At 38.2% G+C, this 24,975-nt stretch carries 29 protein-coding genes and 2 riboswitches; of the genes, 23 read left to right on the forward strand and 6 right to left on the reverse strand.

The window, feature by feature from the left end:
- Positions 1 to 21: 21 nt before the first annotated feature.
- Positions 22 to 708: a hypothetical protein gene (locus KQI66_RS08505; RefSeq protein WP_216428553.1), complete on the reverse strand. Its 687-nt coding sequence runs from the start codon at positions 706 to 708 to the stop codon at positions 22 to 24.
- 148 nt (positions 709 to 856) lie between these two features.
- Here KQI66_RS08505 and KQI66_RS08510 point away from each other — a divergent pair, with 148 nt between their 5' ends.
- From KQI66_RS08510 to KQI66_RS08535, 6 genes are all read left to right on the forward strand, one after another.
- A complete protein-coding gene (locus tag KQI66_RS08510) occupies positions 857 to 1,414 on the forward strand; it encodes a TetR/AcrR family transcriptional regulator (protein ID WP_216428555.1) in 558 nt (185 codons plus the stop codon).
- Between the two features lie 5 nt (positions 1,415 to 1,419).
- On the forward strand, positions 1,420 to 2,499 hold the full coding sequence (locus KQI66_RS08515) for a radical SAM/SPASM domain-containing protein (RefSeq protein WP_216428557.1): 1,080 nt from the start codon (positions 1,420 to 1,422) through the stop codon (positions 2,497 to 2,499).
- 212 nt (positions 2,500 to 2,711) lie between these two features.
- Positions 2,712 to 3,266: a metallophosphoesterase gene (locus tag KQI66_RS08520; RefSeq protein ID WP_216428559.1), complete on the forward strand. Its 555-nt coding sequence runs from the start codon at positions 2,712 to 2,714 to the stop codon at positions 3,264 to 3,266.
- Between the two features lie 4 nt (positions 3,267 to 3,270).
- A complete protein-coding gene (locus tag KQI66_RS08525; RefSeq protein ID WP_216428561.1) occupies positions 3,271 to 3,831 on the forward strand; it encodes an NUDIX hydrolase in 561 nt (186 codons plus the stop codon).
- Positions 3,828 to 4,700 carry a DMT family transporter gene (locus KQI66_RS08530; RefSeq protein WP_216428563.1) on the forward strand — a complete coding sequence of 291 codons (873 nt, stop codon included), beginning with the start codon at positions 3,828 to 3,830 and terminating at the stop codon, positions 4,698 to 4,700. Before KQI66_RS08525 ends, KQI66_RS08530 begins: the two co-directional genes overlap by 4 nt.
- Before the next feature lie 64 nt (positions 4,701 to 4,764).
- The gene (locus tag KQI66_RS08535) at positions 4,765 to 4,977 is read left to right on the forward strand and encodes a FeoA family protein (protein WP_216428565.1); all 213 of its coding nucleotides are present in this window, start codon (positions 4,765 to 4,767) and stop codon (positions 4,975 to 4,977) included.
- Between the two features lie 40 nt (positions 4,978 to 5,017).
- Here the strand turns inward: KQI66_RS08535 and KQI66_RS08540 are convergent, their stop codons facing one another.
- The 4 genes from KQI66_RS08540 to KQI66_RS08555 form a co-directional block, all read right to left on the reverse strand.
- Positions 5,018 to 5,578 carry an ECF transporter S component gene (locus KQI66_RS08540; protein ID WP_216428567.1) on the reverse strand — a complete coding sequence of 187 codons (561 nt, stop codon included), beginning with the start codon at positions 5,576 to 5,578 and terminating at the stop codon, positions 5,018 to 5,020.
- A gap of 107 nt (positions 5,579 to 5,685) precedes the next feature.
- A riboswitch (FMN riboswitch) is annotated at positions 5,686 to 5,822 on the reverse strand.
- 61 nt (positions 5,823 to 5,883) lie between these two features.
- A complete protein-coding gene (locus tag KQI66_RS08545; protein WP_216428569.1) occupies positions 5,884 to 6,399 on the reverse strand; it encodes a GNAT family N-acetyltransferase in 516 nt (171 codons plus the stop codon).
- The gene (locus tag KQI66_RS08550) at positions 6,396 to 7,154 is read right to left on the reverse strand and encodes an EFR1 family ferrodoxin (RefSeq protein ID WP_216428571.1); all 759 of its coding nucleotides are present in this window, start codon (positions 7,152 to 7,154) and stop codon (positions 6,396 to 6,398) included. The genes KQI66_RS08545 and KQI66_RS08550 overlap by 4 nt, the downstream gene beginning before the upstream one ends.
- 52 nt (positions 7,155 to 7,206) lie before the next feature.
- Positions 7,207 to 7,365, reverse strand: coding sequence for a hypothetical protein (locus KQI66_RS08555; protein ID WP_216428573.1), 159 nt, complete (start codon positions 7,363 to 7,365; stop codon positions 7,207 to 7,209).
- Positions 7,366 to 7,502: 137 nt separating this feature from the next.
- Here KQI66_RS08555 and KQI66_RS08560 point away from each other — a divergent pair, with 137 nt between their 5' ends.
- From KQI66_RS08560 to KQI66_RS08580, 5 genes are all read left to right on the forward strand, one after another.
- Entirely contained in the window at positions 7,503 to 8,024 is a 522-nt protein-coding gene (locus KQI66_RS08560; protein ID WP_216428575.1) for a cysteine hydrolase family protein, read from the forward strand.
- A gap of 9 nt (positions 8,025 to 8,033) precedes the next feature.
- Complete coding sequence (locus tag KQI66_RS08565) at positions 8,034 to 8,399, forward strand: ACT domain-containing protein (protein ID WP_216428577.1); 366 nt, start codon at positions 8,034 to 8,036, stop codon at positions 8,397 to 8,399.
- 196 nt (positions 8,400 to 8,595) lie between these two features.
- Positions 8,596 to 9,870, forward strand: coding sequence for a stalk domain-containing protein (locus KQI66_RS08570; protein ID WP_216428579.1), 1,275 nt, complete (start codon positions 8,596 to 8,598; stop codon positions 9,868 to 9,870).
- Between the two features lie 406 nt (positions 9,871 to 10,276).
- Positions 10,277 to 11,215 (forward strand): calcium/sodium antiporter, encoded by a 939-nt coding sequence (locus KQI66_RS08575; RefSeq protein WP_216428580.1) that lies wholly within the window; start codon positions 10,277 to 10,279, stop codon positions 11,213 to 11,215.
- Between the two features lie 115 nt (positions 11,216 to 11,330).
- Entirely contained in the window at positions 11,331 to 12,113 is a 783-nt protein-coding gene (locus KQI66_RS08580; RefSeq protein ID WP_216428582.1) for an enoyl-CoA hydratase/isomerase family protein, read from the forward strand.
- A 241-nt stretch (positions 12,114 to 12,354) separates the two neighbouring features.
- Here KQI66_RS08580 and KQI66_RS08585 read toward each other — a convergent pair whose 3' ends face one another.
- On the reverse strand, positions 12,355 to 12,834 hold the full coding sequence (locus tag KQI66_RS08585; protein ID WP_216428584.1) for a PaaI family thioesterase: 480 nt from the start codon (positions 12,832 to 12,834) through the stop codon (positions 12,355 to 12,357).
- A 110-nt stretch (positions 12,835 to 12,944) separates the two neighbouring features.
- On the opposite strand from KQI66_RS08585, the gene KQI66_RS08590 reads away from it, so the two are divergent.
- The 12 genes from KQI66_RS08590 (at position 12,945) to cobM (ending at position 24,975) form a co-directional block, all read left to right on the forward strand.
- The gene (locus KQI66_RS08590; RefSeq protein ID WP_216428586.1) at positions 12,945 to 14,189 is read left to right on the forward strand and encodes a M16 family metallopeptidase; all 1,245 of its coding nucleotides are present in this window, start codon (positions 12,945 to 12,947) and stop codon (positions 14,187 to 14,189) included.
- A 4-nt stretch (positions 14,190 to 14,193) separates the two neighbouring features.
- Entirely contained in the window at positions 14,194 to 15,426 is a 1,233-nt protein-coding gene (gene yfmH / locus KQI66_RS08595) for an EF-P 5-aminopentanol modification-associated protein YfmH (protein ID WP_330655102.1), read from the forward strand.
- Positions 15,427 to 15,507: 81 nt separating this feature from the next.
- Complete coding sequence (gene lgt, locus KQI66_RS08600) at positions 15,508 to 16,392, forward strand: prolipoprotein diacylglyceryl transferase (RefSeq protein WP_216428589.1); 885 nt, start codon at positions 15,508 to 15,510, stop codon at positions 16,390 to 16,392.
- A 248-nt stretch (positions 16,393 to 16,640) separates the two neighbouring features.
- Positions 16,641 to 16,868, forward strand: coding sequence for a hypothetical protein (locus KQI66_RS08605; RefSeq protein ID WP_216428591.1), 228 nt, complete (start codon positions 16,641 to 16,643; stop codon positions 16,866 to 16,868).
- A gap of 143 nt (positions 16,869 to 17,011) precedes the next feature.
- Positions 17,012 to 17,210, forward strand: a riboswitch (cobalamin riboswitch).
- A gap of 128 nt (positions 17,211 to 17,338) precedes the next feature.
- The gene (locus tag KQI66_RS08610; RefSeq protein ID WP_216428593.1) at positions 17,339 to 18,445 is read left to right on the forward strand and encodes an ABC transporter substrate-binding protein; all 1,107 of its coding nucleotides are present in this window, start codon (positions 17,339 to 17,341) and stop codon (positions 18,443 to 18,445) included.
- Positions 18,446 to 18,447: 2 nt separating this feature from the next.
- Entirely contained in the window at positions 18,448 to 19,527 is a 1,080-nt protein-coding gene (locus tag KQI66_RS08615) for a FecCD family ABC transporter permease (RefSeq protein ID WP_216428595.1), read from the forward strand.
- Positions 19,528 to 20,295: an ABC transporter ATP-binding protein gene (locus tag KQI66_RS08620; protein ID WP_216428597.1), complete on the forward strand. Its 768-nt coding sequence runs from the start codon at positions 19,528 to 19,530 to the stop codon at positions 20,293 to 20,295.
- A 316-nt stretch (positions 20,296 to 20,611) separates the two neighbouring features.
- Entirely contained in the window at positions 20,612 to 21,586 is a 975-nt protein-coding gene (locus KQI66_RS08625) for a S41 family peptidase (RefSeq protein WP_216428599.1), read from the forward strand.
- Positions 21,587 to 21,604: 18 nt separating this feature from the next.
- The gene (locus KQI66_RS08630; RefSeq protein ID WP_216428601.1) at positions 21,605 to 22,366 is read left to right on the forward strand and encodes a sirohydrochlorin cobaltochelatase; all 762 of its coding nucleotides are present in this window, start codon (positions 21,605 to 21,607) and stop codon (positions 22,364 to 22,366) included.
- Position 22,367: 1 nt separating this feature from the next.
- Positions 22,368 to 23,066: a precorrin-2 C(20)-methyltransferase gene (gene cobI, locus KQI66_RS08635; protein ID WP_216428602.1), complete on the forward strand. Its 699-nt coding sequence runs from the start codon at positions 22,368 to 22,370 to the stop codon at positions 23,064 to 23,066.
- A 2-nt stretch (positions 23,067 to 23,068) separates the two neighbouring features.
- Positions 23,069 to 24,223 carry a cobalt-precorrin-5B (C(1))-methyltransferase CbiD gene (gene cbiD / locus KQI66_RS08640; RefSeq protein WP_216428604.1) on the forward strand — a complete coding sequence of 385 codons (1,155 nt, stop codon included), beginning with the start codon at positions 23,069 to 23,071 and terminating at the stop codon, positions 24,221 to 24,223.
- Positions 24,220 to 24,975 carry a precorrin-4 C(11)-methyltransferase gene (gene cobM / locus KQI66_RS08645; protein WP_216428606.1) on the forward strand — a complete coding sequence of 252 codons (756 nt, stop codon included), beginning with the start codon at positions 24,220 to 24,222 and terminating at the stop codon, positions 24,973 to 24,975. Before cbiD ends, cobM begins: the two co-directional genes overlap by 4 nt.

The raw sequence follows: 24,975 nt of genomic DNA on the forward strand, positions 1-24,975 counted from the left end.
GTTATGTTCATATATTTTTTGTTAATTATTTTGTATTTCTGCTTTTGAAAGAATTTCACCTATTTGCTTGAAGGAATCAACATACTTTTGTTCATGCCATGTGTTTGTGGCGGCAACAAGCATTTCTTTTGCGTCCGAATATCGTTTTTCGGCTATTGCCACAAGTATGTTAAGCTCGGCAATGTTTCTGCCGTATATATTGTCGGATTTGTATTTGTCAAAAAGTGATTTTTGTGAATTATATAAATCCAGCTGTTTATCAAATTCCGATGTGTAAAAATAAGCATCACAGAGATTTATGTAGTAAACAAGCTTTATTCTTTCAGGTTTAAGTTCTTTTTCAGATAATGCTTCCAATATTTCTATTGCAGATAAATAGTCCTTTGTTTCTATATATCCGGCTGAAAGATTGAGGTTTATCAGATTCTTTACTCCTTTTCCTTTAGCTTTTTTAAGCATTTCGTTCAGTTCGGATATAAATTCCTGAGTTTTGCCGGTGTTGAAAAGCTCAACAGCATTGTTTATTTTTTTGCGGTAATACATAAAGTACAGAATATTTATGATAACTGCCGCCATTATTACCAATATAGCTGCTGTTATATATCCTTTCATAAATACTTTTTCGTCTATTTGGAACAGATTTCTTATTATTATCAGAACAATGCCAAGACAAATACCGATTATAATTATTTTAAATATTCTTTTCATATATTACCTCCATTTGATTTTATAATATCATAAACATATAATTAAGTTTTTACGAAAATCTTAAATTAGCATTGACAGAAGTGTAATATAGGTATAAACTGAACACGTTCAATTTGAACATGTTCAAATAAAACGGACAGGTGATATAATGAAAAATGATGACGGTTCAAAACAAAAGATAATACAGACGGTACGGCAAATGATAGAGAAAGATGTTGATATTAATAAAATAACAGTTCGTGCCATTGCCGCACAGGCGGAGATTGGAGTCGGGCTTATTAACTATCATTTCGGAAGTAAGGATAAGCTTATAGGTGATGTACTTGCGGAAATAATGACGGAAGAGGCATCGGAAAAAATATCCCAAAGCCTTGCCGAACCAAAAAAGGAAAGCTTTAAAGCAATGCTCAACGGATTTTATGATTTAACAATAAAATATGAGGAGATAGAAAAGTTTCTGATAAAAAGATGTCTTACCGAAGGTGATTTTTCAACGGAAATCATATTACTGCCGCTTTTGAAACAGATTTTCGGAGAAAGCAAAACAGAGCTTGAGCTTAAAATAATTGCGATGCAGATAATAATACCATTGCAGTCAACAGGGTTGAATCTTGAAGGAACAAAAAACTACTGTGGTCTGGATCTGTATAACAGAGAGGACAGAGTTAAGTTTATTGATATTTTGACAGAAAATATAATGGGGTGATTTTTATGGAGCTTAACAGCTATATGGAACATGGCATTAAATCAATTTCTTCTACCATATCGGCATTTTATCTCAATAATCTGAAGGGCATTAAATTTATTTCCGGTTTTGTGCCGTCGCTTGCAAGAGCGTCAAGGCTGAGAAAGGAAAGTGAAAAAAACGGTCTGCATATTCCACCGTTTCTTATTGCAAGTATTTCCTCAAAATGTAATCTGCATTGTATCGGCTGTTATGCAAGGGCAGACGGAATGTGCACAGAAGGCGGAAGAAATGATGAAATGACAGCTGGTGAATGGAAAAAGATATTTACCGAAGCAGACGAGATAGGTGTTTCGTTTATACTTCTTGCCGGTGGAGAGCCGTTGATAAGAAAAGATGTAATGAATACAGCGGCAGAGTTTAAGCATATAGCCTTTCCTGTATTTACAAACGGAACACTTATAGATGATGAATATATCGAATTTTTTGATAAAAACAGAAATATGATTCCGGTAATAAGTATGGAAGGCGATTCGGCACAAACAGACATACGAAGAGGAGCAGGCGTTGCCGAAAGCATAGCAAAAACCATGGCCGAGTTGAAAAAGAGAGGAATACTTTTTGCCGTGTCGGTAACGGTTACTTCGGAAAATCTCTGCAATGCCGTAACGGAGGAATATCTTAATGAATTAAGAGAAAAAGGCTGCGGAGTTGTTTTCTATGTTGAGTATGTTCCGGCTGAAAAGGGTACGGAAAGACTTGTGCTTTCTCATAAGGATACCGAATGGCTCAACAACGAAACACAGAGGCTTAAGAAAATCAAAAAGGATATGACAATACTTTGTTTTCCCGGTGATGAGGAATATATGGAAGGCTGTCTTGCGGCAGGAAGAGGCTTTTTCCATATAGCACCGGACGGAAGTGCCGAACCATGTCCGTTTTCGCCTTTTTCCGTACATAATATGAAAAGCTGTTCGATAAAAGAAGTGCTTGAATCGAGATTTTTCAGCAATGTACGGGATATAAGCAGGAATGAAAAGGTACATAACGGAGGCTGTACACTGTTTAACCATGAGAATGATGTTAGAAAATCAATAGAAAACTAATGTAATAAATGTTAGACTTATATGAATATGTTAGACATCTCTAATGTGATGTTTTCACATATTGTTTTGTATATAATTATATAAATATCATGATATTGAGTTTTATAAATGCCGAGCCGCACAAGCTGTTCGGCATTTTTTTATTGACTTTTCCGATATAGTATTTTTTAATTGAAGATGTATAATAAAAAGAATATATGGAGTTGATTTTTATGCTTTATTTTACTGCGGATTTGCATTTGTGCCACGATGATATGAGAAAAATTCGTGGCTTTGAAAATACAGATGAAATGAATGAATATATAATATCACGTTGGAATGATACGGTTGAAGAAGATGACGATATATATGTACTCGGCGACATTGTATGCGGTCCGCCGATAAATGCGGAATGCTATTTAAAAAGACTTAAAGGAAAAAAGCACTTTCTTATAGGAAATCATGATTTTGGCTGGATGAGAAAAACACCGAATTACAAGGATTATTTCGTTTCGGTAAAAAACATAGAGTATATGTTTTTGGACGATGCTTTTCTTACGCTCTGCCATTATCCGCTTTTGGAATGGCCAGGAAGCAGTCATTTCCATAAGGAAAAATCCTATCTTATACACGGACATATCCATTCGAGCAGAACAACAGAGGCTTTTCCGATAATAAGGGATTATCTTCCGGATGCATTTAACTGCGGTGTGGATATAAATAACTTTAAGCCGGTTACATTTTACGAGCTTGTGGAAAACAACAAAAAATGGTATGGGAGAAAGTAAGTCTATGTTATACGAGAAAATTAAAGAATATATACCATGCTGTGAGCAGGAGGAAAATGATCGCAGACTTATGCTTTCGTTTATGGATAACTGCAATAATTATCTTTTGAGAGATAACACCGTTGCACATTTTACCGCATCATCATGGATAGTCAATAAAGACAGAACCAAGGTGCTTATGATTTATCATAATATATATGATTCATGGGCATGGACAGGCGGCCATGCCGATGGAGAGGAAAATCTTCTTCATACTGCAATAAAAGAGGCTGTTGAAGAAACAGGAATAAAGCACATCAGACCTGTTTCGGAGGAGATATTTTCGATAGAAGTGCTTACTGTTGACGGACATATTAAGCGTGGAAAATATGTTTCTTCGCATCTGCATCTGAATGTTACATATCTTCTTGAAGCAGACGAAAATGATGAACTGCATATAAAAGCAGATGAGAATAAAGGCGTTGCGTGGTTTGATGTTAAGACTGCAATGGAGAAGGTGAGCGAGCCTTGGATGAAAAAGAATATATATGAAAAGCTTATCAAAAAGGTCGGTGAGCTTAAATGAGTTTTAAAAAGAGCTTCCATCCGTATGCAATGACAACAATATTTTTCTGGTCGCTTGCATATGTTAATACAAGACTTGCACTGAAGTATTTTTCACCGTTTGCAATAGGCTTTCTGCGATATGCGGTTGCGGCTTTGGCAATGCTTATAGTTGTGCTTGTCCAGAAAATAAAGCCGCCTAAAGCTAAGGACATGATCTGGTTTGCACTTTCCGGAGCAACGGGATTTTTTACATTTGCGACAATGCTTAATCTCGGTTCAAGAACGGTAAATTCATCAACAAGCAGTGTTATTGTTGCAACAACACCGATTATGACGGCGATACTTGCAAGAATATTTTATAAAGAAAAGCTTACAAAAATGCAGTATTGTGCCATTGCGGTTTCGTTTATAGGCGTTCTTGTGCTTACGGTTCTGAGTGGCGGATTTTCGGTAAATAAAGGAATACTTTATCTGATAATAGCGGCATTTGCTTTGAGCCTTTATAACATATTCCAGAAAAGGCTCACAAGAACATATTCTTCGCTTTGCTCAACTGCATACAGTATTTTCTGGGGAGCGTTGTTCATGTGCGTGTTTATGCCGAATGCCTTAAATGAGCTTCCGGGAATGCCGTTTAACCAGATTTGGAATATACTTATATTGGGAGTGCTTTCGTCGGCTGTTGCATACTGCACATGGTCGAAGGCTTTTTCGCTTGCGGAGCATACTTCGTCCGTTAGCAATTATATGTTTGTTACTCCTTTTGTTACGTCATTGATAGCGTTTATTGTTGCAGGAGAAAGTGTGACCTCGGCAACGATTGTCGGCGGAGCGTTTATAGTAGCCGGATTGATCATATTTAATTTCGGAAATAAAATAATTAAATAAAAAGAAAGGGATTGAACAATTATAATTATGTAGTCGTTTTTATTATGGTTGGGGAGATGATTTTATGATTTCATTGGCAGATGTATCTAAGTATGGGTTGTATACAATTAAATGGATTTTGTGCGATTATATCAGCAGGGATTTTATTGCCGACATGGGAATTGTACAGGGAGCAGATGTTGATGTTGTTTCATCTTTTTTCGGCAATGTTATTGTTGGTATAAACGGAAAACAGGTTGCGCTGAGTAAGGATGTTGCTGATAGAATAAAGGTATAAAAAACAGGCTGTGGAATTTTCCACAGCCTGTTTCTATGTATCAGTCTTTAAGTGCATTTCCGTGAGGAATATGGTTTGAAATTTTCTTATATATAAGGAATGTAATAAATGAATTAACTCCGGACTTGATTACATTGAACGGGAGTATTATGGGAACAATCATCTGTGCAACGACTGATCTGGGAGTACCCATGAAAATAGGTGTAAAGATAATGTTCCATACGCACATTGAAGCAACCATAACGATTGCTCCGATAATAAGAGCCTTTATGGCGTTTTTCTTTGTGTGGTTGCGGTTATATATGTTTCCGGCAGCGATTGTGAAAAAGCCTGTTGCGAAAATATGCATCATAATTCCGATAATGCCGCTCTGTGAGCTTACGGTAAAGCCCTGAATAAATGACACAATTACTGTAAGTAAATATCCGCTTAAAGGTCCATATAAAAATGTACAGATAAATATAGGAATGTCTGCAGGATCATATTCAAGAAATGATGCTGCCGGGAATATGGGAAAATGTATCAGATAAACAAGAATTATCGATACAGCCGCCATCATACCCATTGTAGTGAGTTTTCTTACTTTTGCCGATCTTTCCATTGTGTTTTAAACCTCCGATTATGTAGAAATATTATTGTGGTATAGTTGAGGCACAGAAAAACAATAAAAAAGTGCATACCAAAACAGGGACGCACAAAGAACGCATATTTCTGTTCCTTTATCCGGACTATACCGTCGGTTCGGGAATCGCACCCAAATCAACCTGTTTGAACAGGTCCTCGGACTCAGACACATTGTGTCTATTACCGCCGGTGAGGAATTGCACCTCGCCCTGAAACATTATTAAGTATAAAACTACGTTGCTTTAAAGTCAATATATTAGATTAATTTGTTGAAATAAATAATTATTTGCTGAGAACAAAACATTCCAAATCGAATATTTCACCGTCATAACGCATTTCACCGTCATGGAGTGTTCCTTCATGGACAAAACCGCATTTTTCAATAACTCTGCGGGAACGCTTGTTGTATGAATAACAACAGCATGTGATTATATCGGTACAGGGACTTTTAAATCCATAACTGATTACGGATTTTGCGGCTTCGGTCATTATGCCGAGTCCCCAATAATCTTTACTTAAAGCATAACCGAGCATTCTTGCTCTGGGATTTTCGCGTTTCGGATCGGCGATAAGCCCTATTGTGCCTATAAGCTTTTTTGTGTCCTTAAGTATTATTCCGAATATACTTATCTCGTCTTTGAATACATCATTGATTATCTGCTTTGTTTCTTCTATATTTTCGTGTGGTTTCCAACCGGCATTGGGACCTACATCTTCGTTATGCGAATAATCGAAAATATCCTCTGCATCTGAATCAACTATATTTCTGAGAATCAGTCTGTCAGTTTCGAGTGTCAATGTATTTCACCGTCCTTAATATAATAACGTCTTTTCTTTTCTGTCGCTTTTCCGTATTCTATTGCTTCAACAGGACAGAAAGAAATACATGCCATACAGTGTGTACAGTTTCCGTTCCATACAGGACGATTGTTTTCAAGTGTTATATTATTTGTAGGACAGACCTGTACGCATTTTCCACAGCCAATACAGCTGTCCTTTGAAAAGAATTTTTCATCACTTATTATATGATTGTAAAAAAACTTGTTTATAAATGAGCTTTTTGCAATGTCAATAAAAATGAGCTTTTCGCAGGGAAGGGAACGCTCTGTGAGAATATATCCGGCAGCTTTTACAGCCTTTGGTTTTGCGGCTGAAACTATTTCCGCAGCTTTTTCTTTTGACGGTGTAGAGAAAAGGGCAATATAGTTTTCGGGCATTTTAATTGTCATAATTCCCATAAAATGCAGATGCTTTTCATAACACAGATTTTTTATGAAATGAACGGCATTTCCGCTTTCGGCTCCGCAGGTAGCAATAAAATATACCTTTTTTGTACCTGAAAATTTCACCTTTTTTATGAAATCTCTTACAATATGAGGCATCTGCCATGCGTATATCGGAAATACAAATACAATAGGTCTGTCGGAATGAATTTCCGAGTAGTCATTTTGTTTGATTTTTTCATTGAGAGAAACTATGTCGTCATCAAGTCTTTTGCTGATTATTTCGGCTATATAACGGCTGTTTCCGGTTCCGGTGAAGTAAAAAACCATAGCTGTCCTCCGTTAAAAATTAGTATAGTTCAATTATATTAAAAAAGCCGTTTTATTCCTCATCGTCCCAGTTTTTATCGGATATTGCCTCTAAATGAGCCTCGGCTATTCTTGCGAGAGTTGCACAGCCGACCGAAACGGAAACGATTGCAACGATTGTCATACATACGTATTTAACTATTCTGGTTATATCAAGATTAAATGGATTCATTTATAACAGCTCCTTTTTTCTTATTAGTATAACCTTATTAAGGTCCGTATGCAATGCAAATTTCATTGCATGAGAAATATTGACAATAGGTTTTTGCGGTGCTACTATTTTTGCAATAAAGAAAGAAGGTAATATTTATGGAAAAAATACTTGTTGTTATAGACATGCAGAATGATTTTATTGACGGTTCACTGGGAACAAAGGAGGCACAGGCCATTGTTCCGGCTGTTGTCAGAAAAATTAAGGAATATAAGCCGCAGAATATTTATGCGACGATGGACACACATTTTGCGGATTATCTTGAGACGTCCGAAGGAAAAAATCTTCCTGTTGAACACTGTATAAAAGATACGGAAGGCTGGAAGATAAGAGATGAAGTAAAAGAGGCCATGCCGGAGGCCAAAGTGATAACAAAGCTCACCTTCGGCAGTACGGATCTTGCGGATATATTGTTTGCGAGAAGTGGTCATGAGGACATAGAGATTGAGCTTGTCGGACTCTGTACGGATATTTGTGTTGTTTCCAATGCACTTCTTCTTAAGGCAAAAATGCCGGAGGTACATATTTCGGTTGATTCAGGCTGCTGTGCCGGAGTAACGCCGGAAAGCCATGAGGCGGCACTTACAACAATGAAGATGTGTCAGATAGACATAAAATAAGATGTTGATATGATATTAAAAAAGATTAATAAAAGCTTTACCGTATGTAAGGTAAAAAATATTAATGAAATAGATTTCAGTGATGAATACTGTTTTGTCGGTAAAACCGATGAGGAGCTTTCTCTGGTATGTACAGAGGGAAAAGCTCCGAAAGATTGCATTGAGAGAGAGGACGGCTGGACGGCCTTCAGAATAGAAGGGACACTTGATTTTTCCCTTATAGGCATAATATCTAAAATATCGGCAGCACTTGCAGAGGAAAAAATAGGCGTTTTCGTTGTGTCAACCTTCAATACGGATTACGTGCTGGTTAAAACGGAAAATTTTGAAAATGCTAAAAATAAGCTGATTTCATTAGGATATGAGTTTATATGAGAGAAAACGAAAGAAAAACTTTTGAGAATTAACCGTATATAATTTTTATGGGAAACTGACTGTGAAAATTAACGATTTTTTATTGTCAATTTCATTAGTTTTTGCTTGAAAATTGAGGAATAATGTATTACTATTTATATAGGATTATATTAACATTATTTTTATGCAGTCATGCGTTTTTTGGGGAGGTTCTCAGATGAAAAAATGCTTTAAATATATAGTTGCCGGTGCATTTGCAGTGCTTATGTCTTTCAATGCTTATGCCGGTACGGTAACGAATTCCGATGCGGTTATTTATGTAAACGGAAAAATTATCAACGGTGCGTCGGCGAAAATTTCGGATGGTTATACACTTGTTCCGGTTAGATTTATTGCCGAAGAGCTTTCGTGTAAAGTAGACTGGAAGGAAGATGAACAGAAGGTTGTTGTTGACGAAGGTTCATCAAATATTGAGCTTACGGTAGGCAATGACATTATGAAGGTCAACGGAAAAGAAAAGAAAATTCCTGTTGCACCTGTTATTGTTGATTCAAGAGTTTATGTTCCGCTCAGAGCTATTTCGGAAGGACTTGATATTGATATTACATGGAATGCAATGACGAGAACTGTTTCGGTTTATTCCGCAAATGCCGCTAAATCGCAGTATAACAGCGATTATTCCGAAGCACCTCAGGCCGTTTTTGATACAATTTATCTTCTTCCGGATGAAACAATAGTTCTTCCTGTTAATGCCGATCCTAATAAGGTTATTGAAATGGAAGTAACAAATGAGGACGTATGCGAGGCAAAGCTTGGATATATGGACGGAAAGGCGGCTCTTTTCATAACAGCGGACGACAGAGGAACATCGGGAATCGTTATGCACTATCCCGGATTTGCGTCAACAAATCATTCCAGAACAACGGTGAATGTACGTGTTGTTGACAGCCGCGAAAAGGCACTTATCAATTTCGATGATATGCTTTCGGAAAAAGGTCTTAACTATAAAAATATAATTTCTGAAATAAAGGAAAAACAGAGCATAATTGAAAAAGAAAACGGAATTTTTATATTCGATAAAAATGATGAGGAATATGATAAGCTTTATGTAGGCGATACAGGTATGCTTATAATTCCTGTGGATTATGATGAGAAGGCAAGCGGAAACTTTGATATTGCTTATGACTTTGACAGTGCAATCGAATGTTCATGGGGAATATATGAAGGCAAACACGCGCTTATGATAACATCAAAGGATTATGCGTATATTCCCGTAAGAATTACATTTACCGAAAATAAAACCGGAAATGTTTCGTTCACAGTAACGGATAAGGATATGGATGCAGATGAGGCTCCGGTTGTATATTCATACGGCAATAATAATATAAACTATTCCGTATGGGATTTCCATGTGAGAGCAATTTCCGATATGTCAAAGGATTTAAGCGGAAAGATGGATCTTGTAGGAAACAGAATTATCCATATTGACTGATTAAATTAATAAGATGGACCATGGGCGTATGTCAAAGGGGTGCCCGGTGCATATATGGGCGTCGTGACGACGCCCATTGTTTTTGAGTAATGTTTTAAAATATAAAGTTACGTGCATAATATATGTGAGTTTACGGAAATCTATTATCGGAAAGGTTCTGAAACAGAAAAATTACAGCTAAGAATAGCGATTTTTCGCGTTTGATTTGTTGACAAAAAATAACCGACATGATAATATATAAAAACTGGTAAGGGAGTAGTCATCGCATGACGTTGTTGTGCCAACATACTGGCGGTTTAGCTGTCTGGTATAGCTGTAATTGACAAGACTTATCTGCAATTAACTATTGGTTTGCAGATGGGCCTTTTTTTATGCCATTTGCATTGATTAACGGGAGAGTGTATTTATGAATGTATTTGTAATTGTACTGATTTTTATAATCGGAGTTATCTGCGTTGTAAAGGGCGGCGATCTTTTTGTTGATGCGGCAAGCTGGATAGCAAGAGCATTCGGTATTCCTACCTTTATTATCGGAGCAACGATTGTAAGTATTGCAACAACATTGCCGGAGATGATTGTGTCTGCCATGGCATCTTTTGAAGGTAAAAATGATATGGCTGTCGGAAATGCGGTCGGTTCGGTAACAGCTAACACAGGTCTTATACTTGCTGTGGCAATGCTGTTTATGCACGTTGTCTGTAAGAGAAAAGAATATATGCGTCAGTGTATTCTTCTTGCGGCTTCGGCTATTGTACTCTGGCTTTCATGCTATACCGGCAGTGTAAGTATATGGGGCTCAATAGCACTTATAGCAATATTTGTTATATCAATGGTCGGAAATGTAAGAGATGCAAAGAAGGATATGTCATCAGATAAAAAAGAATCTGTGGATAAGAAAAAATTTGCTTCACATGTAATAAAATTCCTTGCAGGTGCGGCACTTATCGTTATCGGTTCACAGTTCTTAATAAACAGCGGAAGTGCAATAGCAGAGCTTCTCGGTGTTCCCGAAAGAATTATTGCCGTAACTCTTGTTGCTGTCGGAACATCACTTCCTGAGCTGGTAACAACTTTGACAGCTATTGCTAAAAAAGAATCAAATCTTTCAATCGGAAATATTATCGGTGCAAACATAATCGACATTGCACTTATACTTCCTGTCTGTTCAGCCGTATCAGGACAAAGACTTCCTGTTTCGGCACAGAGTATAGCAATAGATATTCCGGTATGTATTGGAATAATACTTCTTGCAATAATCCCTATGCTTATCAGAGAAAAAGCGTCAAAGGTGCAGGGTATTGCTATGCTTGCGGCATATGCGGTGTATTTATATGTAATATTGTAATTTGTGAATTTGTGCTTAACTGTTTAATATAGTTAGGCACTTTTTTAATTACATGAATAACGTTTGATATGATATAATTAAATAAAAACCATATAAAAGAAAGGCGGAGTTCAATATGTACAGCTTTAATACCATAAATGTGGAAATAACAGATAACATTGCTGTTGTAAAGTTTGCAAGGCCGAAACAGCTTAACGCACTTAATACCGAAATGACGGCTGAATTGACAGCGTTATTTGATAGATTTGCGGAAGATGATAACGTAAGAGGTATTATACTTACGGGCGAAGGCAGAAGCTTTATGGCAGGTGCGGATATTTCCGAAATGCTTGAATGGGGCTGTGCGGAAGGAAGAGAGTTTGCAAGACTTTCCAATAAGGCGTTCAGCAAGATTGCTGATATAAGCAAACCTGTTATATGTGCAATAAACGGATTTGCACTGGGTGGAGGATTTGAGCTGTCATTATGCTGCGATTGGCGAATTGCATCTGAAAATGCAGTATTGGGTGCTCCGGAGCTGAATATAGGAATAATACCGAGTGGCGGCGGAACACAGAGATTGGCAAGGCTTATAGGCAGCGGAAGAGCAAAGGAGCTTATATTCACCTGTAAAAAATTATCTGCGTATGATGCCGAAAAGATAGGAATTGTTAATAAGGTTGTTAAAGCCGATGAACTGATGGATGAGGCGTTTGCAGAAATGAGAGATGTGCTTTCGCATTCGAGCGTAGCTTTGAAATATGCAAAGGAAAGCATTAATTCCGGCCTTGATGTTGATTTGAAGACAGGCATTGGCATAGAGGTTAATGCTGTCGGAATGGTCTTTGCGAGTGAGGACAAGAACGAAGGCGTAAAGGCGTTTTTGGAAAAAAGAAAACCGGAATTCAAGAATAGGTAATAAAAGTATACATATATATCAAGGCTTTAATACAGCATAGTAATAAATTGATAATATGTTAAGTGAATTGTTATATAATGCTTACAACGAACTTAGCGATAATTTTTTACATTTAGTTTTATTTATGTATGTAAAATTGCTGTTAAATTTAGCCTTTTAGACATAAAATGTGTATGATACTTAAATAAACAAAACTCCTTTATGTAAGGTAAATCACATGAAGGAGTTTTATTTTGTTTGTTTAGTGCTTTTTGAAGGATTCCGGACTTATAAATGATGCCGTAGCGGTAATAATGCTTTTTCCGTTTTCTTTGGAAATGCCTCTTGCCGACATATTTATGATTCGCTTGCCCCATGTTTCTATTGTTGCCGTCATAAGCAATGTGTCGTTTTCGAAAATAGGATTAAGAAAATTTGTTGTCATTGTTATCGTCGGAGCTATCGAAGAGCCGTCAAGGGCAAACATAAGCAGTCCGCAAGTCATGTCGGCAGCATTGGCAATAAGTCCGCCTACCATTGATTTATTGGGATTAAGCTGCTTTTTCTGAACTGGAAATGCAATTGTTATTGATTTGTCTTCAAGAGAAAAATCATATAAGTATGCCTTCATCTGGAGTGTCATCGGAATTTCATCGGAGTTGAGCTCCTCGTGTTGGCTTAAAGCCTGTATTCTTGCATTTAATTTTTCAATTATTTTAAATTTTTCTTTGTCGTTTTCCATTTTATTTCTCCATTCGTACTTATTTTAAATAATTCTAACATTAATATGACTTGTATACAAGAATATACTCCATGTTTTCGGGAAACAATTTTTATGAGGTGATTGTTTTGATGAACGAAAATGAAAAAAATATGCAGTATATTGAAGTATCGGAAGGTATACGACTGCATTTTTATTATGAAACAGATTTTATAACAAATTTTGTATCGCTTGTATGGACGGTAAGTGCGGACAAAAAAACAGCAACAACAGTGTCGCTTATTGCCGAATGTCTGAAGACAGGTCCGGACGGCAACAGAACCGAGCTGGATAAAAGACTTGCCGATATGTACGGGGCGAATTTTGATGCACAGATAATACAGAAGGGCGGCAGACAGCTTATTGCACTTAATTTTGAAAGTATATCGGATAAAGCGGCAGACGAAAAGGTGCTTAAAAACGGTATTGAGCTTTTAAGACAATGTGTTGAGTGCAGAATAAACGAAAAAATGCTGAACCAGGCAAAACAGAGATTGAAAAACAGGCTTGAACAGAAAAATGATTCGGCGGCAGAAACAGCCATTGAAAGGCTTATAGATATTGTATACGCCGATGATTCCTTTTCGGTACATTGTGACGGATATGCCGAGGATATAAGCAATATATCAGTAAATGATGTAAATGAGCTTTTCGGAAAAATTAAGGCAGAGGCACCGACAGATATATTCATAAGCGGTGATATTAATAAAGAAACGGCTGTTAATTATGCCGAACAGCTTGTTTATAAGAGAAGAAATCCACAGAAACTTGAGGCTGATGATGTGAACATAACAGCCGGCTGTGCCGAAAAAAGTGAAGGCAGAAGCATAGACCAGAGCCGTATCGCAATGGCTTATACATCAGACCTTGAGCCATACGGAAAGGATTATTATACGGCATTGGTGCTTAGAGAAATATTATGCGGTTCGGGAGATTCCGTACTTTATGACAGCGTAAGGCAGAAGGAAGGACTTTGCTATTATATAGGCGGAAGGCTTATGCGGTTCAGAATGGTTTATATTATTGATGCCGGAATAAAGGTCGGAAGTGAGGAAAAGGCGGCATCGATTATTGAGGACAGCATACGAAGTACAAAAATAACCGATACTATGGTCAATAAAGCGAAAAATGCTGTTATCAGAGCCGAAGGAGAAACAGCGGATAAAAGAACCGGAAGGCTGAATGAAACAATGAATTCCATGCTTCTCGGAATAATCGAAAAAATTCCTGTTGAGAAAATGATAGAAAGCATTTCTACAAATGATGTAAGTAAGGCGTTGAATAAACTTGAATATAAAGGCAAGTTTATACTTTATGCACAGAAGGGAGATAAGTGAGTTGGTGGTAAGGCTTGATTGCGGAACAAATTATGAAACAATATATAAGCATTTTTCAAACGGACTTAAGCTGTATGTAATACCTAAAAAGCGGAAAATAAAAACAGCCGCAGTTGTGTTCAATGCCGGTTCATGCGATACGGAGTTTAAGCTTGACGGAGGAATATACTCTGTTCCTTTGGGAACGGCTCATTTTGTCGAGCACAGAATGTTTGAACAGAGCTACGGCAGTGTCAGCGAAAAATTTACAGAGCTTGGTGCCGAATCCAATGCCTTTACCGACAGCGGAAAGACGGTTTATTATTTTCGGACGGCAGAAAATTTTGAGGAATGTTTTAAACTCCTTTTGGATTTTGTTCAAAAGCCGTATTTCAGAAATAATGAGCTTGAAACGGAAAAGAAAATAATAGCCTCGGAAATAAAAATGTATGCAGATGATCCGTCTTGGCAGTCATATTTTGCGGCATTGTCGATGCTTTATCCGAACAGTCCGGTTTCGGAGGAAATAGCCGGAAGTGTGGAAAGCATTCAGAAAATAAATGCCGATACACTTTATACATTCCATAAGGCATTCTATACGCCAGAAAATATGACGGTCGTTTGTGCCGGAAATGTAGATGCGGAAAGAATAATAAAAATAACCGAGAACGGTATAAATACGGAAAACAGCAGTATGATGAGGATAAACCGAAGATATAATGCTGTTGGCGGTACAAAAAAAGTAGTCGGTAGCAATAATGTTCCGTCATATACGGCGGCATTTCCGGCAAATATCGGCTGCGGAAAAATTAAAGCCGGATTTTTATATAGAATACTCGGTGATATGCTGTTTTCGGAAAGCTCGGAAGCTTTTGCCGAAATGAGCGGAAAAGGTATTTGCACCGAAGCTCCGTCTGTGGCATATATATCTGAAAATGGCGGAATACTTACCGTAAGCGGCTGGTCGGAAAAACCGGAAGAGATAGTCAAAATAATAAATAGAACTTTGCAAAGCTTTGTTTACGGTGGCAGAGTAGACAGCATAGCCTTTGACAGAGCGGTAAAACGACTGCTCGGAGAGGTAATGAAGGCACTTGACGATACACATATATGTATAACAGCACAAAGCGAATGGAATAAGGAAAGGCTGACGGCACCGGAGATAATATCAATGATTAAATCAATAAGAGAAAGAGATATTTATTATGCCGCAGAAAAGACAGAGAATGTATGCGGAACGGGAATATACGGCAAATGATTTGTATTGTTCGGGAATATGTGGTAAAATCGGTTTTACGGATTGTATTTGTCCGCAAAATTTGTATCGGAGGTAATAAATATGCCTGATGTATGGTTCCCGAATTTAGGAATAGAGATAAATTCTTTGAGCCGTGTGGCGTTTTCGCTTTTTGGTATTGATGTATATTGGTATGGAATATTGATAGGTGGCGGAATAATACTGGCAACATATATTGCGATGAGATATATGAAGAGTATCGGCGGAAATCCGGAGGATATTTCCGATTTTATGTTATACGGAATTATTTTCTGTATTATAGGCGCAAGACTTTATTATGTAATATTTGAATGGGAGATGTATAAGGATAATCCATTGGAGATATTTAATCTGCGTGAAGGCGGTCTTGCGATATACGGCGGAATAATTGCGGCGATTATATTCGGAATATTCTTTACAAAAAGGCGAAATCTGGATTTCTGGGCAATGGCAGATGTTATTGCACCGTCTGTACCTATCGGACAGGCAATAGGACGTTTCGGAAATTTCTTTAACAGAGAGGCTTTCGGCGGATATACAGACGGACTTTTTGCAATGAGATATAAGCTAAGTCAGGTTTCAAGCGGAAATCTGACAGATGACATTCTTGCTCATACGGTAACGGTGAACGGAGTTGAATATATACAGGTGCATCCTACATTTATGTATGAGGCACTCTGGAATGTCGGAGTCATAATAATACTTATGACATTGAGGAAAAAAGGAAAGCTTAAAAGAAGAATACTTCCGATGTATTTTGTGCTTTACGGCTTGGGAAGAATATGGATCGAAGGCTTGAGAACCGACAGCCTTTATCTTCTCGGAAGTCCCATAAGAGTCAGCCAGGCATTGAGCGGATTGCTTATAATATTTGGTATTGTGCTTATATTTGTTATCAAACCAAATGGCGGTGCCGGTAAAAAATACGGTTACGGATATTTTAATTAATTTGAAAATATAAAAACTGAAAATTTGTATGCCTCTTTTATTTTTGATGAAAGGGGCATAATATTTTATACAGGCGGTTTCGAAAATGAAAAAATTTAAACTTTTGAAAATAACTTTACGTAAAATACACAGATAATATACTTATACCATACAAAACTGCACAATTTTATTGATTCACATTTGTTAGAAACTATACTTGAAAAATATACACCGAATAACTATTATAATGGGCAAAAGGAGTGATAGTTATGACAACATTTAAAGATGAGACATTAGAAGAAAAATTAGAGGCAGCAAAGGTTAAAAAAGAAGAACTTAAGGAAGAATTAAAGCAGGTTGAAAAGGATATAAACGAGCTTGAAAAACAGTTGGAGGATAAAGAGCTTAAAGAGCTTAACGAGGTTATTTTAACATCTGGCTTTACGGTAAAAGAAATAGTAAAATTGATTGCCGAAGCAAAGGAACGTAAAGCATAATTACATAAAAATTTTTGGCCGTACCTGGTGTATTGCTACACCTTAGGTACGGCTTTTTGTTTTTGGAGAATGCTGTCAGATTTAATTATATAATGTTTGACATTACAGACATTACGTAATACAATAAATTTGTATACACAATAATTTAATATGTATGTTAAGGTGCTTTTGTAACAAAAAGAGAATAGGGAATACGGTGAAAATCCGTAACAGCACCCACTACTGTAACTCTGACGAATTGCTTTTTAACCGTTTCGGTTAGCCACTGACGTATGTTGGGAAGGTTCAAAGCATATTAGGATGACGGGAAGCCAGGAGACCTGCCTTAACAGATTATTATGAATGCAAATCTTGGGGATTGAAGATGGGTGTTATTTTTATGCCCGTTTTTAACTGCACAAAAGGAGTGATTGAAGGGACATAAAAATTTTTAAACAGTAACTTTTAAATTAAATTATTGGAGGTAATGTATGAAATCAAATTTTAAAATCACAAAGCTCGTTGCTTTACTTTTAGCAATGATTTTTGCTATGTCGGCAATGACAGGATGTTCTTCATCATCAAACACAACAGAAACAAAGGCAGAGGACACAAATGACGACAGCACAGCAAGCGAAACACAGGTGGTTATCGACAGCATCGGCCGTGAGGTAGAGATTCCCGACCCTGTAACAAAGGCTGTTGTTGCAAACGCTTATAACACAGAAATTATCAACGCTATTGACGCACTTGACTGCGTAATCGGTGTTGATTATAACATTTATCAGGATAAAGAATCTTGGAAAAACAAATTTACGGAAGACATGGTAATCGGACAGAGCCAGAAAGAGCTTAATTACGAAAAAATCATTGAGCTTGCTCCCGAAGTACTTATCCTCACAGGCAACGGTACATACGAAGAGGCTGAACAGCAGCTTGAGCCTTTCGGAATCAAGGTTGTTGTTTGTGACGCATACTACACAGATCAGTTTGAAAAGAGCTGCGACCTTTTAGGACAGGTATTCGGCAAGGAAGAAAATGCTGACGAGCTTAAGCATTACTTCATGGACAAGCTTGATTACATCAATAAACAGCTCGAAGGTGTTGAAAAGAAAACACTTTACTTTGAATACAGAAGAGAAGGAAACACAACAATTCCCGGAAACTTCTTCTATTACATGGTTGAATACGCAGGAGCAGACAACGTATTTAAAGATTCACAGAACGTAGAGGTTGAATCAGAGGCAGTTATTGCCGCAAATCCCGAATATATCGTTAAGGTTTCGGCACCCGATGTGTATTCATCATACTATCCTCCTACACTTGAGGAGCATCAGGCAATTAAAGAAGAGCTTATCAGCAGACCGGGCTGGGACGAAATCGACGCTGTAAAGAACGACAACATTCTTCTTCTTTCACACTATGTTCATGGCGGTGCATCAAAGCTTGTAGGCTGTATGTATATCGCTAAATTCCTCTATCCCGATCTTCTTCCCGATCTTCATCCCGAAGAAGTATTCAGAGACTGGCTTGAAAAATATCAGAAGCTTGACTACATTGAAGGACATACATATCCTGCATATACATTTGAGGATTAATCATGAAAAATACAGAGTCTTATGATATCAGAAAAGAATATGAGAGTAATAACAGAAAAAAGATAATAATTCTTATCGTTAGCATAGTTGTTATGCTCATATGCGGACTTTATTTTGTTACACTCGGTGTTGCCGATACAAGCTTTTCGCAGGTAGTTTCGGCAATAGGCGCATGGTTTAACGGAAGCATTAAGGCAGGAATAGGCGAGGATATGAAGGCATATAAGATAATCGTTCTTATGCGTCTTCCGAGAATAGCCATAGCCATTGTTGCCGGAATGGGACTTTCTGTTTCAGGTGTCGCCATGCAGGCAGTTACAAGAAATCCGCTTGTAAGTTCATTTACCATGGGTATTTCTTCTGCCGCAGCCTTTGGAGCTTCCATGTGCATTGTTTTTGCATCTGGAGCATTCTTAAGAAGCGAATTAGGTATTATACTCTGTGCATTTGCAGCCGCCATATTATGTATGGCGGTTGTGTACGCTATTGCTAATAAAGTCGGTATGGGTGCGGAAACAATAGTACTCACAGGTATAGCGCTGAATTATTTTTTCAGTGCACTTACATCGACAATAGAGTTTTTTGCACAGGAGCATAAGCTTGCTGCCGTTGTACAGTGGACATTCGGAACATTCAACGGAACGGTCTGGAAGGATGTAGCATTTTCCGGAGTAATTGTTCTTATATGCTCGATTGTTATAATGGTGAATTATCTCCGTCTTAATGCAATGGCATCGGGTGATGATGAGCTTGTAAAAACACTGGGCTTAAATCCCAAAAGAATAAGAACGCTTATGTTTGCAATGTCGGTATTTATGACTGCGGCTGTAATAAGCTTTACAGGCGTTATCGGCTTTGTCGGTCTTGTTGCTCCGCATATAGCAAGAATGCTTGTCGGCAATGACCATAAGTTTCTTATACCGTTTTCGGCCGTAACAGGCTCAATGCTGCTTATGGCATCCGATGCAATAGGAAAAACAATACTTTCGCCGGTAAGTATTCCGGTCGGTATCGTTGTTTCCTTCCTTGGAGTTCCTCTTTTTGTAAGTCTTATTTTAAAGAGCAAAAGGGGGAATATATAAATGAGTCTTATTGTTGATAATGTAAGCTTCAGCTATAATAAAGAAAGAGAAATACTCTCGGATATTAGCTTTGAGCTTAATAACGGTGAAAGCATATTCCTTTTGGGCCCCAACGGTACGGGAAAAACAACGCTTTTGAAATGTATAAACCATATACTTACTCCGAGCAGCGGAAAAATTACAATAAACGGAGAAAATATAGCAAACATGACACCAGCGATGGTTGCAAAAAAAATTGGATATGTTCCGCAGTATAACAATAATGTGTTTTCTATGAACGTAATTGACACAATAATGCTCGGAAGGATATCCTTTGCCGGACGAAGAATAAGAACAGAGGATAAGGACATTGTTTTTGACCTTATAGAAAAGCTGAACCTGCAGAAATTCGCCTTTAAGAACATAAACGAGATGAGTGGCGGAGAGCGACAGCGGGTTTTTATTGCAATAGCTTTGGCACAGGAGCCGGAAATAATAATTCTTGATGAGCCGACAAGCAGTCTTGACCTGCAAAACCAGATGTTTACACTGGAACTCATAACGGATCTGGCAAAAAATAAAAATCTTGGTGTGTTTATGTCCATACACGATCTAAATCTTACGTCGCTTTATGCCGATAAGGTGCTTGTACTGAAGGGCTCAAAGATTTATGCTTTCGGAAAGCCTAATGATGTGCTTACGGAAAAGACTGTTAGGGAGGTTTACGGTGTTAATGCCGTAGTGACGGAAGAGGACGGAGCGGCACACGTGCGATTAATAAGAAAATAGATATTTTATTTATCAGTAATATTACAATTATTTTGCGACTCTGCAAGTCGCGTGGGAGCGAAATGCTTCTGCCATTATGTGGTGGTTAAAAAACGCTTTTGTTTACGAAAGTAATCAATATACCGGGGACTTCTGTCCCCCGTTACCACCTTGGCTATACTAATTAATACTAAATTCAAAATTCAATACCAAAAACTTTTTAAAGCTTTGCGGAGGGCTGGAAAAAGCCCCAATATACTTAAAAAATTACGTTATTTTTAATGAAATATTCATATCGCAATGATATAATTCAATAAAAAGTATTGGCGGTGATTTTATGAATACATATATTGACGAAGAAAACAACGAGTATCTACTTTTTGAAAACGGTGAGCAGATAACCGAACATATAAATCTGATCGAGAAAAAGCTCTTAAAGGCAGAAAAAACAAGGAACGTATTTGTGATTTTAACAATCGTTCTTGCGACGGTTCTCGGTTTTTTAATATATTCAAATTTTGATTATATTGCGTTTAAGACAATGTTTACAAAAACATATATATATCAGTCGAGCCTTCAGGAGCTTGTAGACTGGGAGCTTGACGAGGAAAATGCCGATATCGGAAAATATTTTGACGATGCGGTTATAAGCGTTTTTATTGATAAGCTTTATGAAATAAGCGGTGATGATTATACATATCTGTATCTTCCTTATCAATATATCTACAGTAGCGAAAGAGAGAGTGCAAGAGGCGCAAGCTGTAGGTTTGCACCCTATAACTGTGATACGGCATATTTAAACATAACCAATTTTACCGATGAGTCGTCGGAGTTTGTTTATGATAATGCGGATAAGCTTACGAACTATAAAAATCTTATTCTGGACTTGCGTAACAATCCCGGTGGATATGTCGATTCGGCAGAAGAAATAGCCGAAATATTTTTGGATAAGGACAGCATTATTTATTCAGAGCATACACTGAACGGCACGTTTGACAAAACAGTAAAGACCGAGAATGATGCGATGCTTAAGTTTGATAAAATAATAATATTGCAAAATTCCGAAACGGCATCAGCGGCGGAAATATTGATAGGAGCATTGAAGGGCAATCTGGATAATGTTATCCTTATGGGTGACACGACCTTCGGAAAGGGCATTGGACAGATAACAATACCGCTTAAAAATGGATTTTATCTAAATGCAACCGCCTTCACATGGCTTATGCCCGACGGAAAAAACATACATGGCGAGGGAATAGATGCCGATTATGAATATTCGGTAGATGAATTAAAGAGACAATTGGCAAATTAAAAAAACAGGAGATAAATAATGAAGGGAATATTGACAGTAAGCTTTGGCGTTGCGGATAAGCAATCCGGCGAAAAAAGCATAGGAATGATAGAAAAGGATATACATGAGCATTTCGGCGGATATGGCTTTTACAGCGCATATACAAGCCCGACCGTAAGACGCAAGCTGAATGAAAAATACGGTATGAGCATAATGTCAGCAGAGGAAGCGCTGGACAAAATATATTCTGACGGAATATCCGAGGTCTATATCGTTCCGACCAACATAATAAACGGAATAGAATACAATAAGCTGACGGCTCTTGCCGAAAAAAACAGGACACGCTTTAAGTCGGTTGATATAGGCAAACCGATAATAGAAAACCCTGACGATTGCGAAGCGCTTGTGCCTGTGCTTAGGGAAATAATCGGCTTTGACGACGGACACGAATATATACTTATGGGCCATGGAACAGACCACGAGGCGGACGAAAGATACAGTGAGCTCAATAAGGCCTTTGCCGAAAACGGTATGGCTAACGTAAGAATTGCAACTGTTGAAGGTGAACTGCTGATAGATAATGTTATTAAAAATGTTGATATGAAAAAGCCTGTTGTTATACAGCCTCTTATGATTGTTGCCGGAGATCATGCAAAAAATGATATGGCAGGAAATGAAGATTCGTTTTATACTAAGGTTACGGAGGCAGGCGGAAAGGCTGAGTGCGTTATAAAAGGACTCGGCGAATATGAAGCTTTCCGTAAACATCTGATTAAAAGAACAGAAGGAATGATTAAATAAAATGGTTAGAGGACGACTTTTCGGCGTCGGTGTTGGACCGGGAGATCCGGAGCTTATGACGGTTAAGGCGGTAAGAGTTATTAACGAATGCGGTGCAATAGCCATACCGACGGAAACGATAGAAAAATGCACTGCATATCAGATTGCAAAAAAGACCGCAAATGTAAGCTGTAAAAAAATAATACCTGTTCCCGTGCCTATGACTAGGGACAGAATAGTATTGAAAAAAGCCTATGAAAAAGGTATTAGGGACATTGAAGAGGCTCTCGAAAAGGGCGACGATGTCGCTTTTTTGAATCTCGGAGATCCGACGGTGTATTCAACATATATGGGCATACATTCGAGAATTAAGGCTGACGGATATTATGCCGAGATAGTAAACGGAGTTACGTCATTTTGTGCCGTTGCAGGAAGACTTGGCATAAACCTTGCGAAGAATAAGGAATCCATACATATTTATCCTGCGGCATATGACAATGACGATATGCTCACAGTAAAAGGAACAAGAGTGCTTATGAAATCCGCAAGCCGCCTTGGTGAGGTAAAGCATAAGCTTTTGGAAATGGAAAAGAACGGACTTATTGATGCCGGAGCGGTTACCGACTGCACAATGGAAACTGAAACGGTATACGACAGTATCGAAAAAATAGACGAGAATGCCGGATATTTTACAACAATAATCGTTAGAGATAAGGAATAAGCATGAGAGATTATGTTCTTAAAAATGGAAAAAGGTTAAGATGCGGAGTAACAACGGGTACCTGCGCTGCCGCTGCTGCAAAGGCGGCGGCGGAGGTACTTTTTTGCGGAAAAATTCCGGAAAGTATATTTATTGATACTCCGAAGGGCATAAGAACGGAGCTTAAGGTAAATATAAAGCGTATAGATAAGTACGGAGTCTGTGCGTCGGTTTTTAAGGACAGCGGCGATGATCCCGATGTTACCAACGGAACGGAAATATGTGCCGAGGTAAGGCTTGTCAAAGGCAATGCCGAAACCGATTTCGTTGAGGACAACATATATCTTTCCGGTGGCGAAGGAGTAGGAAGAGTAACAAAAAAAGGACTTGAACAGCCTGTCGGTATGGCGGCAATAAATGTTGTGCCGAGAAAAATGATATTTTCGGCAGTAAGGGAGTCGATGAACGGAAACGAAAAGCCTGTTACCGTTACAATATCCGTTCCGGACGGAAGAGAGCTTGCGGAAAAAACATTTAATCCGAAGCTTGGCATAATCGGCGGAATATCCATACTCGGAACAAGCGGAATACTTGAGCCTATGAGCGAACAGGCAATAATAGATACAATAGAAACGGAAATAAAGCAAATGTCATTTTTCGGCAAAAAATCACTTCTTGTTACACCTGGAAATTACGGAATTTCCTATGCACAGGAATACCTCGGACTTGATACCGACGGAGCAGTGAAATGCAGTAACTATATAGGCCACACATTGGATTTTGTTTCTGCATATGGTTTTGAAAATATGCTGTTAATAGGAAATATCGGAAAGCTTGTGAAAACTGCCGCCGGGATAATGAATACACATTCAAAGGTCGCAGATGGAAGAGCTGAAATAATGGCTATCCATGCGGTGCTTAACGGCGGTGACAGGACAGCCGCAGAAAAAATAATGGACTGTATAAATACAGATGAAATGATAGATGTGCTTAAGAAATACAAAATATTTGAAAAAACCATGGACAGCATAGCAAAAGCGGCTTATAAGCACATATCGTCAAGAGCAGGAAAAAATGTGAACTGCGGCATAGTCATGTTTTCGGAGAAATACGGAAAGCTATGCTCATGTGGAAATATTGAACGGATAATCGGAAAAATAAAGGAGGAAAAGCGATGATACATTTTGTCGGCGCCGGCTCGGGTGCTGTGGATCTTATAACGGTAAGAGGTCAAAGACTGCTTGAAAATGCAGATGTCGTTATATATGCCGGATCGCTTGTAAATCCTGAGCTTCTGGAATATGCAAAAAAAGACTGCAAAATATTCAACAGTGCCTATATGACGCTCGAAGAGGTAATTGCCGAAATGGTTTCCGCAGAAGAAAATGGCTTGGAAACCGTAAGACTGCATACGGGTGATCCGTCTATTTACGGTGCTATAAGAGAACAGATAGATGAGCTGGAAAGGCTCGGAATAAAATACGATATATGTCCGGGAGTAAGCTCGTTCTTTGCGGCGGCGGCTACGCTTGGAATTGAATATACACTTCCCGATGTTTCACAAAGCCTTATAATAACAAGGGCGGAAGGCAGAACGCCGGTGCCGGAAGGAGAAAAGCTAAAATCCTTTGCGTCACATCAGAGCACAATGGTGCTGTTCCTTTCCTCTGGCCTTGTCGGAAAGGTGCAGAAGGAGCTGATAGAAGGCGGATATTCGCCCGATACTCCGGCGGCAGTTGTTTATAAAGCGTCATGGAGTGATGAAAAAAAGTTTGTTACAACACTCGGCAGGCTTGAAGAAACAATGAAAAAGGAAAACATAACAAAGACGGCACTTATTATAGTAGGAAAGGTGCTCGGAAATGAATATTCACGCTCAAATCTTTATGACGGAGAGTTTACGACCAAATACAGAAGGGGTACAAAATGA

It is taken from the genome of Anaerotignum sp. MSJ-24 (assembly GCF_018918145.1).
Taxonomy (GTDB): domain Bacteria; phylum Bacillota; class Clostridia; order Lachnospirales; family Anaerotignaceae; genus Metalachnospira.

Bases quoted from the DNA above. Each gene is read 5' to 3' on its own strand.
- KQI66_RS08505 (WP_216428553.1), bottom strand. From the start codon at position 708: ATGAAAAGAATATTTAAAATAATTATAATCGGTATTTGTCTTGGCATT.
- KQI66_RS08510 (WP_216428555.1), top strand. From the start codon at position 857: ATGAAAAATGATGACGGTTCAAAACAAAAGATAATACAGACGGTACGG.
- KQI66_RS08515 (WP_216428557.1), top strand. From the start codon at position 1,420: ATGGAGCTTAACAGCTATATGGAACATGGCATTAAATCAATTTCTTCT.
- KQI66_RS08520 (WP_216428559.1), top strand. From the start codon at position 2,712: ATGCTTTATTTTACTGCGGATTTGCATTTGTGCCACGATGATATGAGA.
- KQI66_RS08525 (WP_216428561.1), top strand. From the start codon at position 3,271: ATGTTATACGAGAAAATTAAAGAATATATACCATGCTGTGAGCAGGAG.
- KQI66_RS08530 (WP_216428563.1), top strand. From the start codon at position 3,828: ATGAGTTTTAAAAAGAGCTTCCATCCGTATGCAATGACAACAATATTT.
- KQI66_RS08535 (WP_216428565.1), top strand. From the start codon at position 4,765: ATGATTTCATTGGCAGATGTATCTAAGTATGGGTTGTATACAATTAAA.
- KQI66_RS08540 (WP_216428567.1), bottom strand. From the start codon at position 5,578: ATGGAAAGATCGGCAAAAGTAAGAAAACTCACTACAATGGGTATGATG.
- KQI66_RS08550 (WP_216428571.1), bottom strand. From the start codon at position 7,154: ATGGTTTTTTACTTCACCGGAACCGGAAACAGCCGTTATATAGCCGAA.
- KQI66_RS08555 (WP_216428573.1), bottom strand. From the start codon at position 7,365: ATGAATCCATTTAATCTTGATATAACCAGAATAGTTAAATACGTATGT.
- KQI66_RS08560 (WP_216428575.1), top strand. From the start codon at position 7,503: ATGGAAAAAATACTTGTTGTTATAGACATGCAGAATGATTTTATTGAC.
- KQI66_RS08565 (WP_216428577.1), top strand. From the start codon at position 8,034: ATGATATTAAAAAAGATTAATAAAAGCTTTACCGTATGTAAGGTAAAA.
- KQI66_RS08570 (WP_216428579.1), top strand. From the start codon at position 8,596: ATGAAAAAATGCTTTAAATATATAGTTGCCGGTGCATTTGCAGTGCTT.
- KQI66_RS08575 (WP_216428580.1), top strand. From the start codon at position 10,277: ATGAATGTATTTGTAATTGTACTGATTTTTATAATCGGAGTTATCTGC.
- KQI66_RS08580 (WP_216428582.1), top strand. From the start codon at position 11,331: ATGTACAGCTTTAATACCATAAATGTGGAAATAACAGATAACATTGCT.
- KQI66_RS08585 (WP_216428584.1), bottom strand. From the start codon at position 12,834: ATGGAAAACGACAAAGAAAAATTTAAAATAATTGAAAAATTAAATGCA.
- KQI66_RS08590 (WP_216428586.1), top strand. From the start codon at position 12,945: ATGAACGAAAATGAAAAAAATATGCAGTATATTGAAGTATCGGAAGGT.
- lgt (WP_216428589.1), top strand. From the start codon at position 15,508: ATGCCTGATGTATGGTTCCCGAATTTAGGAATAGAGATAAATTCTTTG.
- KQI66_RS08605 (WP_216428591.1), top strand. From the start codon at position 16,641: ATGACAACATTTAAAGATGAGACATTAGAAGAAAAATTAGAGGCAGCA.
- KQI66_RS08610 (WP_216428593.1), top strand. From the start codon at position 17,339: ATGAAATCAAATTTTAAAATCACAAAGCTCGTTGCTTTACTTTTAGCA.
- KQI66_RS08615 (WP_216428595.1), top strand. From the start codon at position 18,448: ATGAAAAATACAGAGTCTTATGATATCAGAAAAGAATATGAGAGTAAT.
- KQI66_RS08620 (WP_216428597.1), top strand. From the start codon at position 19,528: ATGAGTCTTATTGTTGATAATGTAAGCTTCAGCTATAATAAAGAAAGA.
- KQI66_RS08625 (WP_216428599.1), top strand. From the start codon at position 20,612: ATGAATACATATATTGACGAAGAAAACAACGAGTATCTACTTTTTGAA.
- KQI66_RS08630 (WP_216428601.1), top strand. From the start codon at position 21,605: ATGAAGGGAATATTGACAGTAAGCTTTGGCGTTGCGGATAAGCAATCC.
- cobI (WP_216428602.1), top strand. From the start codon at position 22,368: ATGGTTAGAGGACGACTTTTCGGCGTCGGTGTTGGACCGGGAGATCCG.
- cbiD (WP_216428604.1), top strand. From the start codon at position 23,069: ATGAGAGATTATGTTCTTAAAAATGGAAAAAGGTTAAGATGCGGAGTA.
- cobM (WP_216428606.1), top strand. From the start codon at position 24,220: ATGATACATTTTGTCGGCGCCGGCTCGGGTGCTGTGGATCTTATAACG.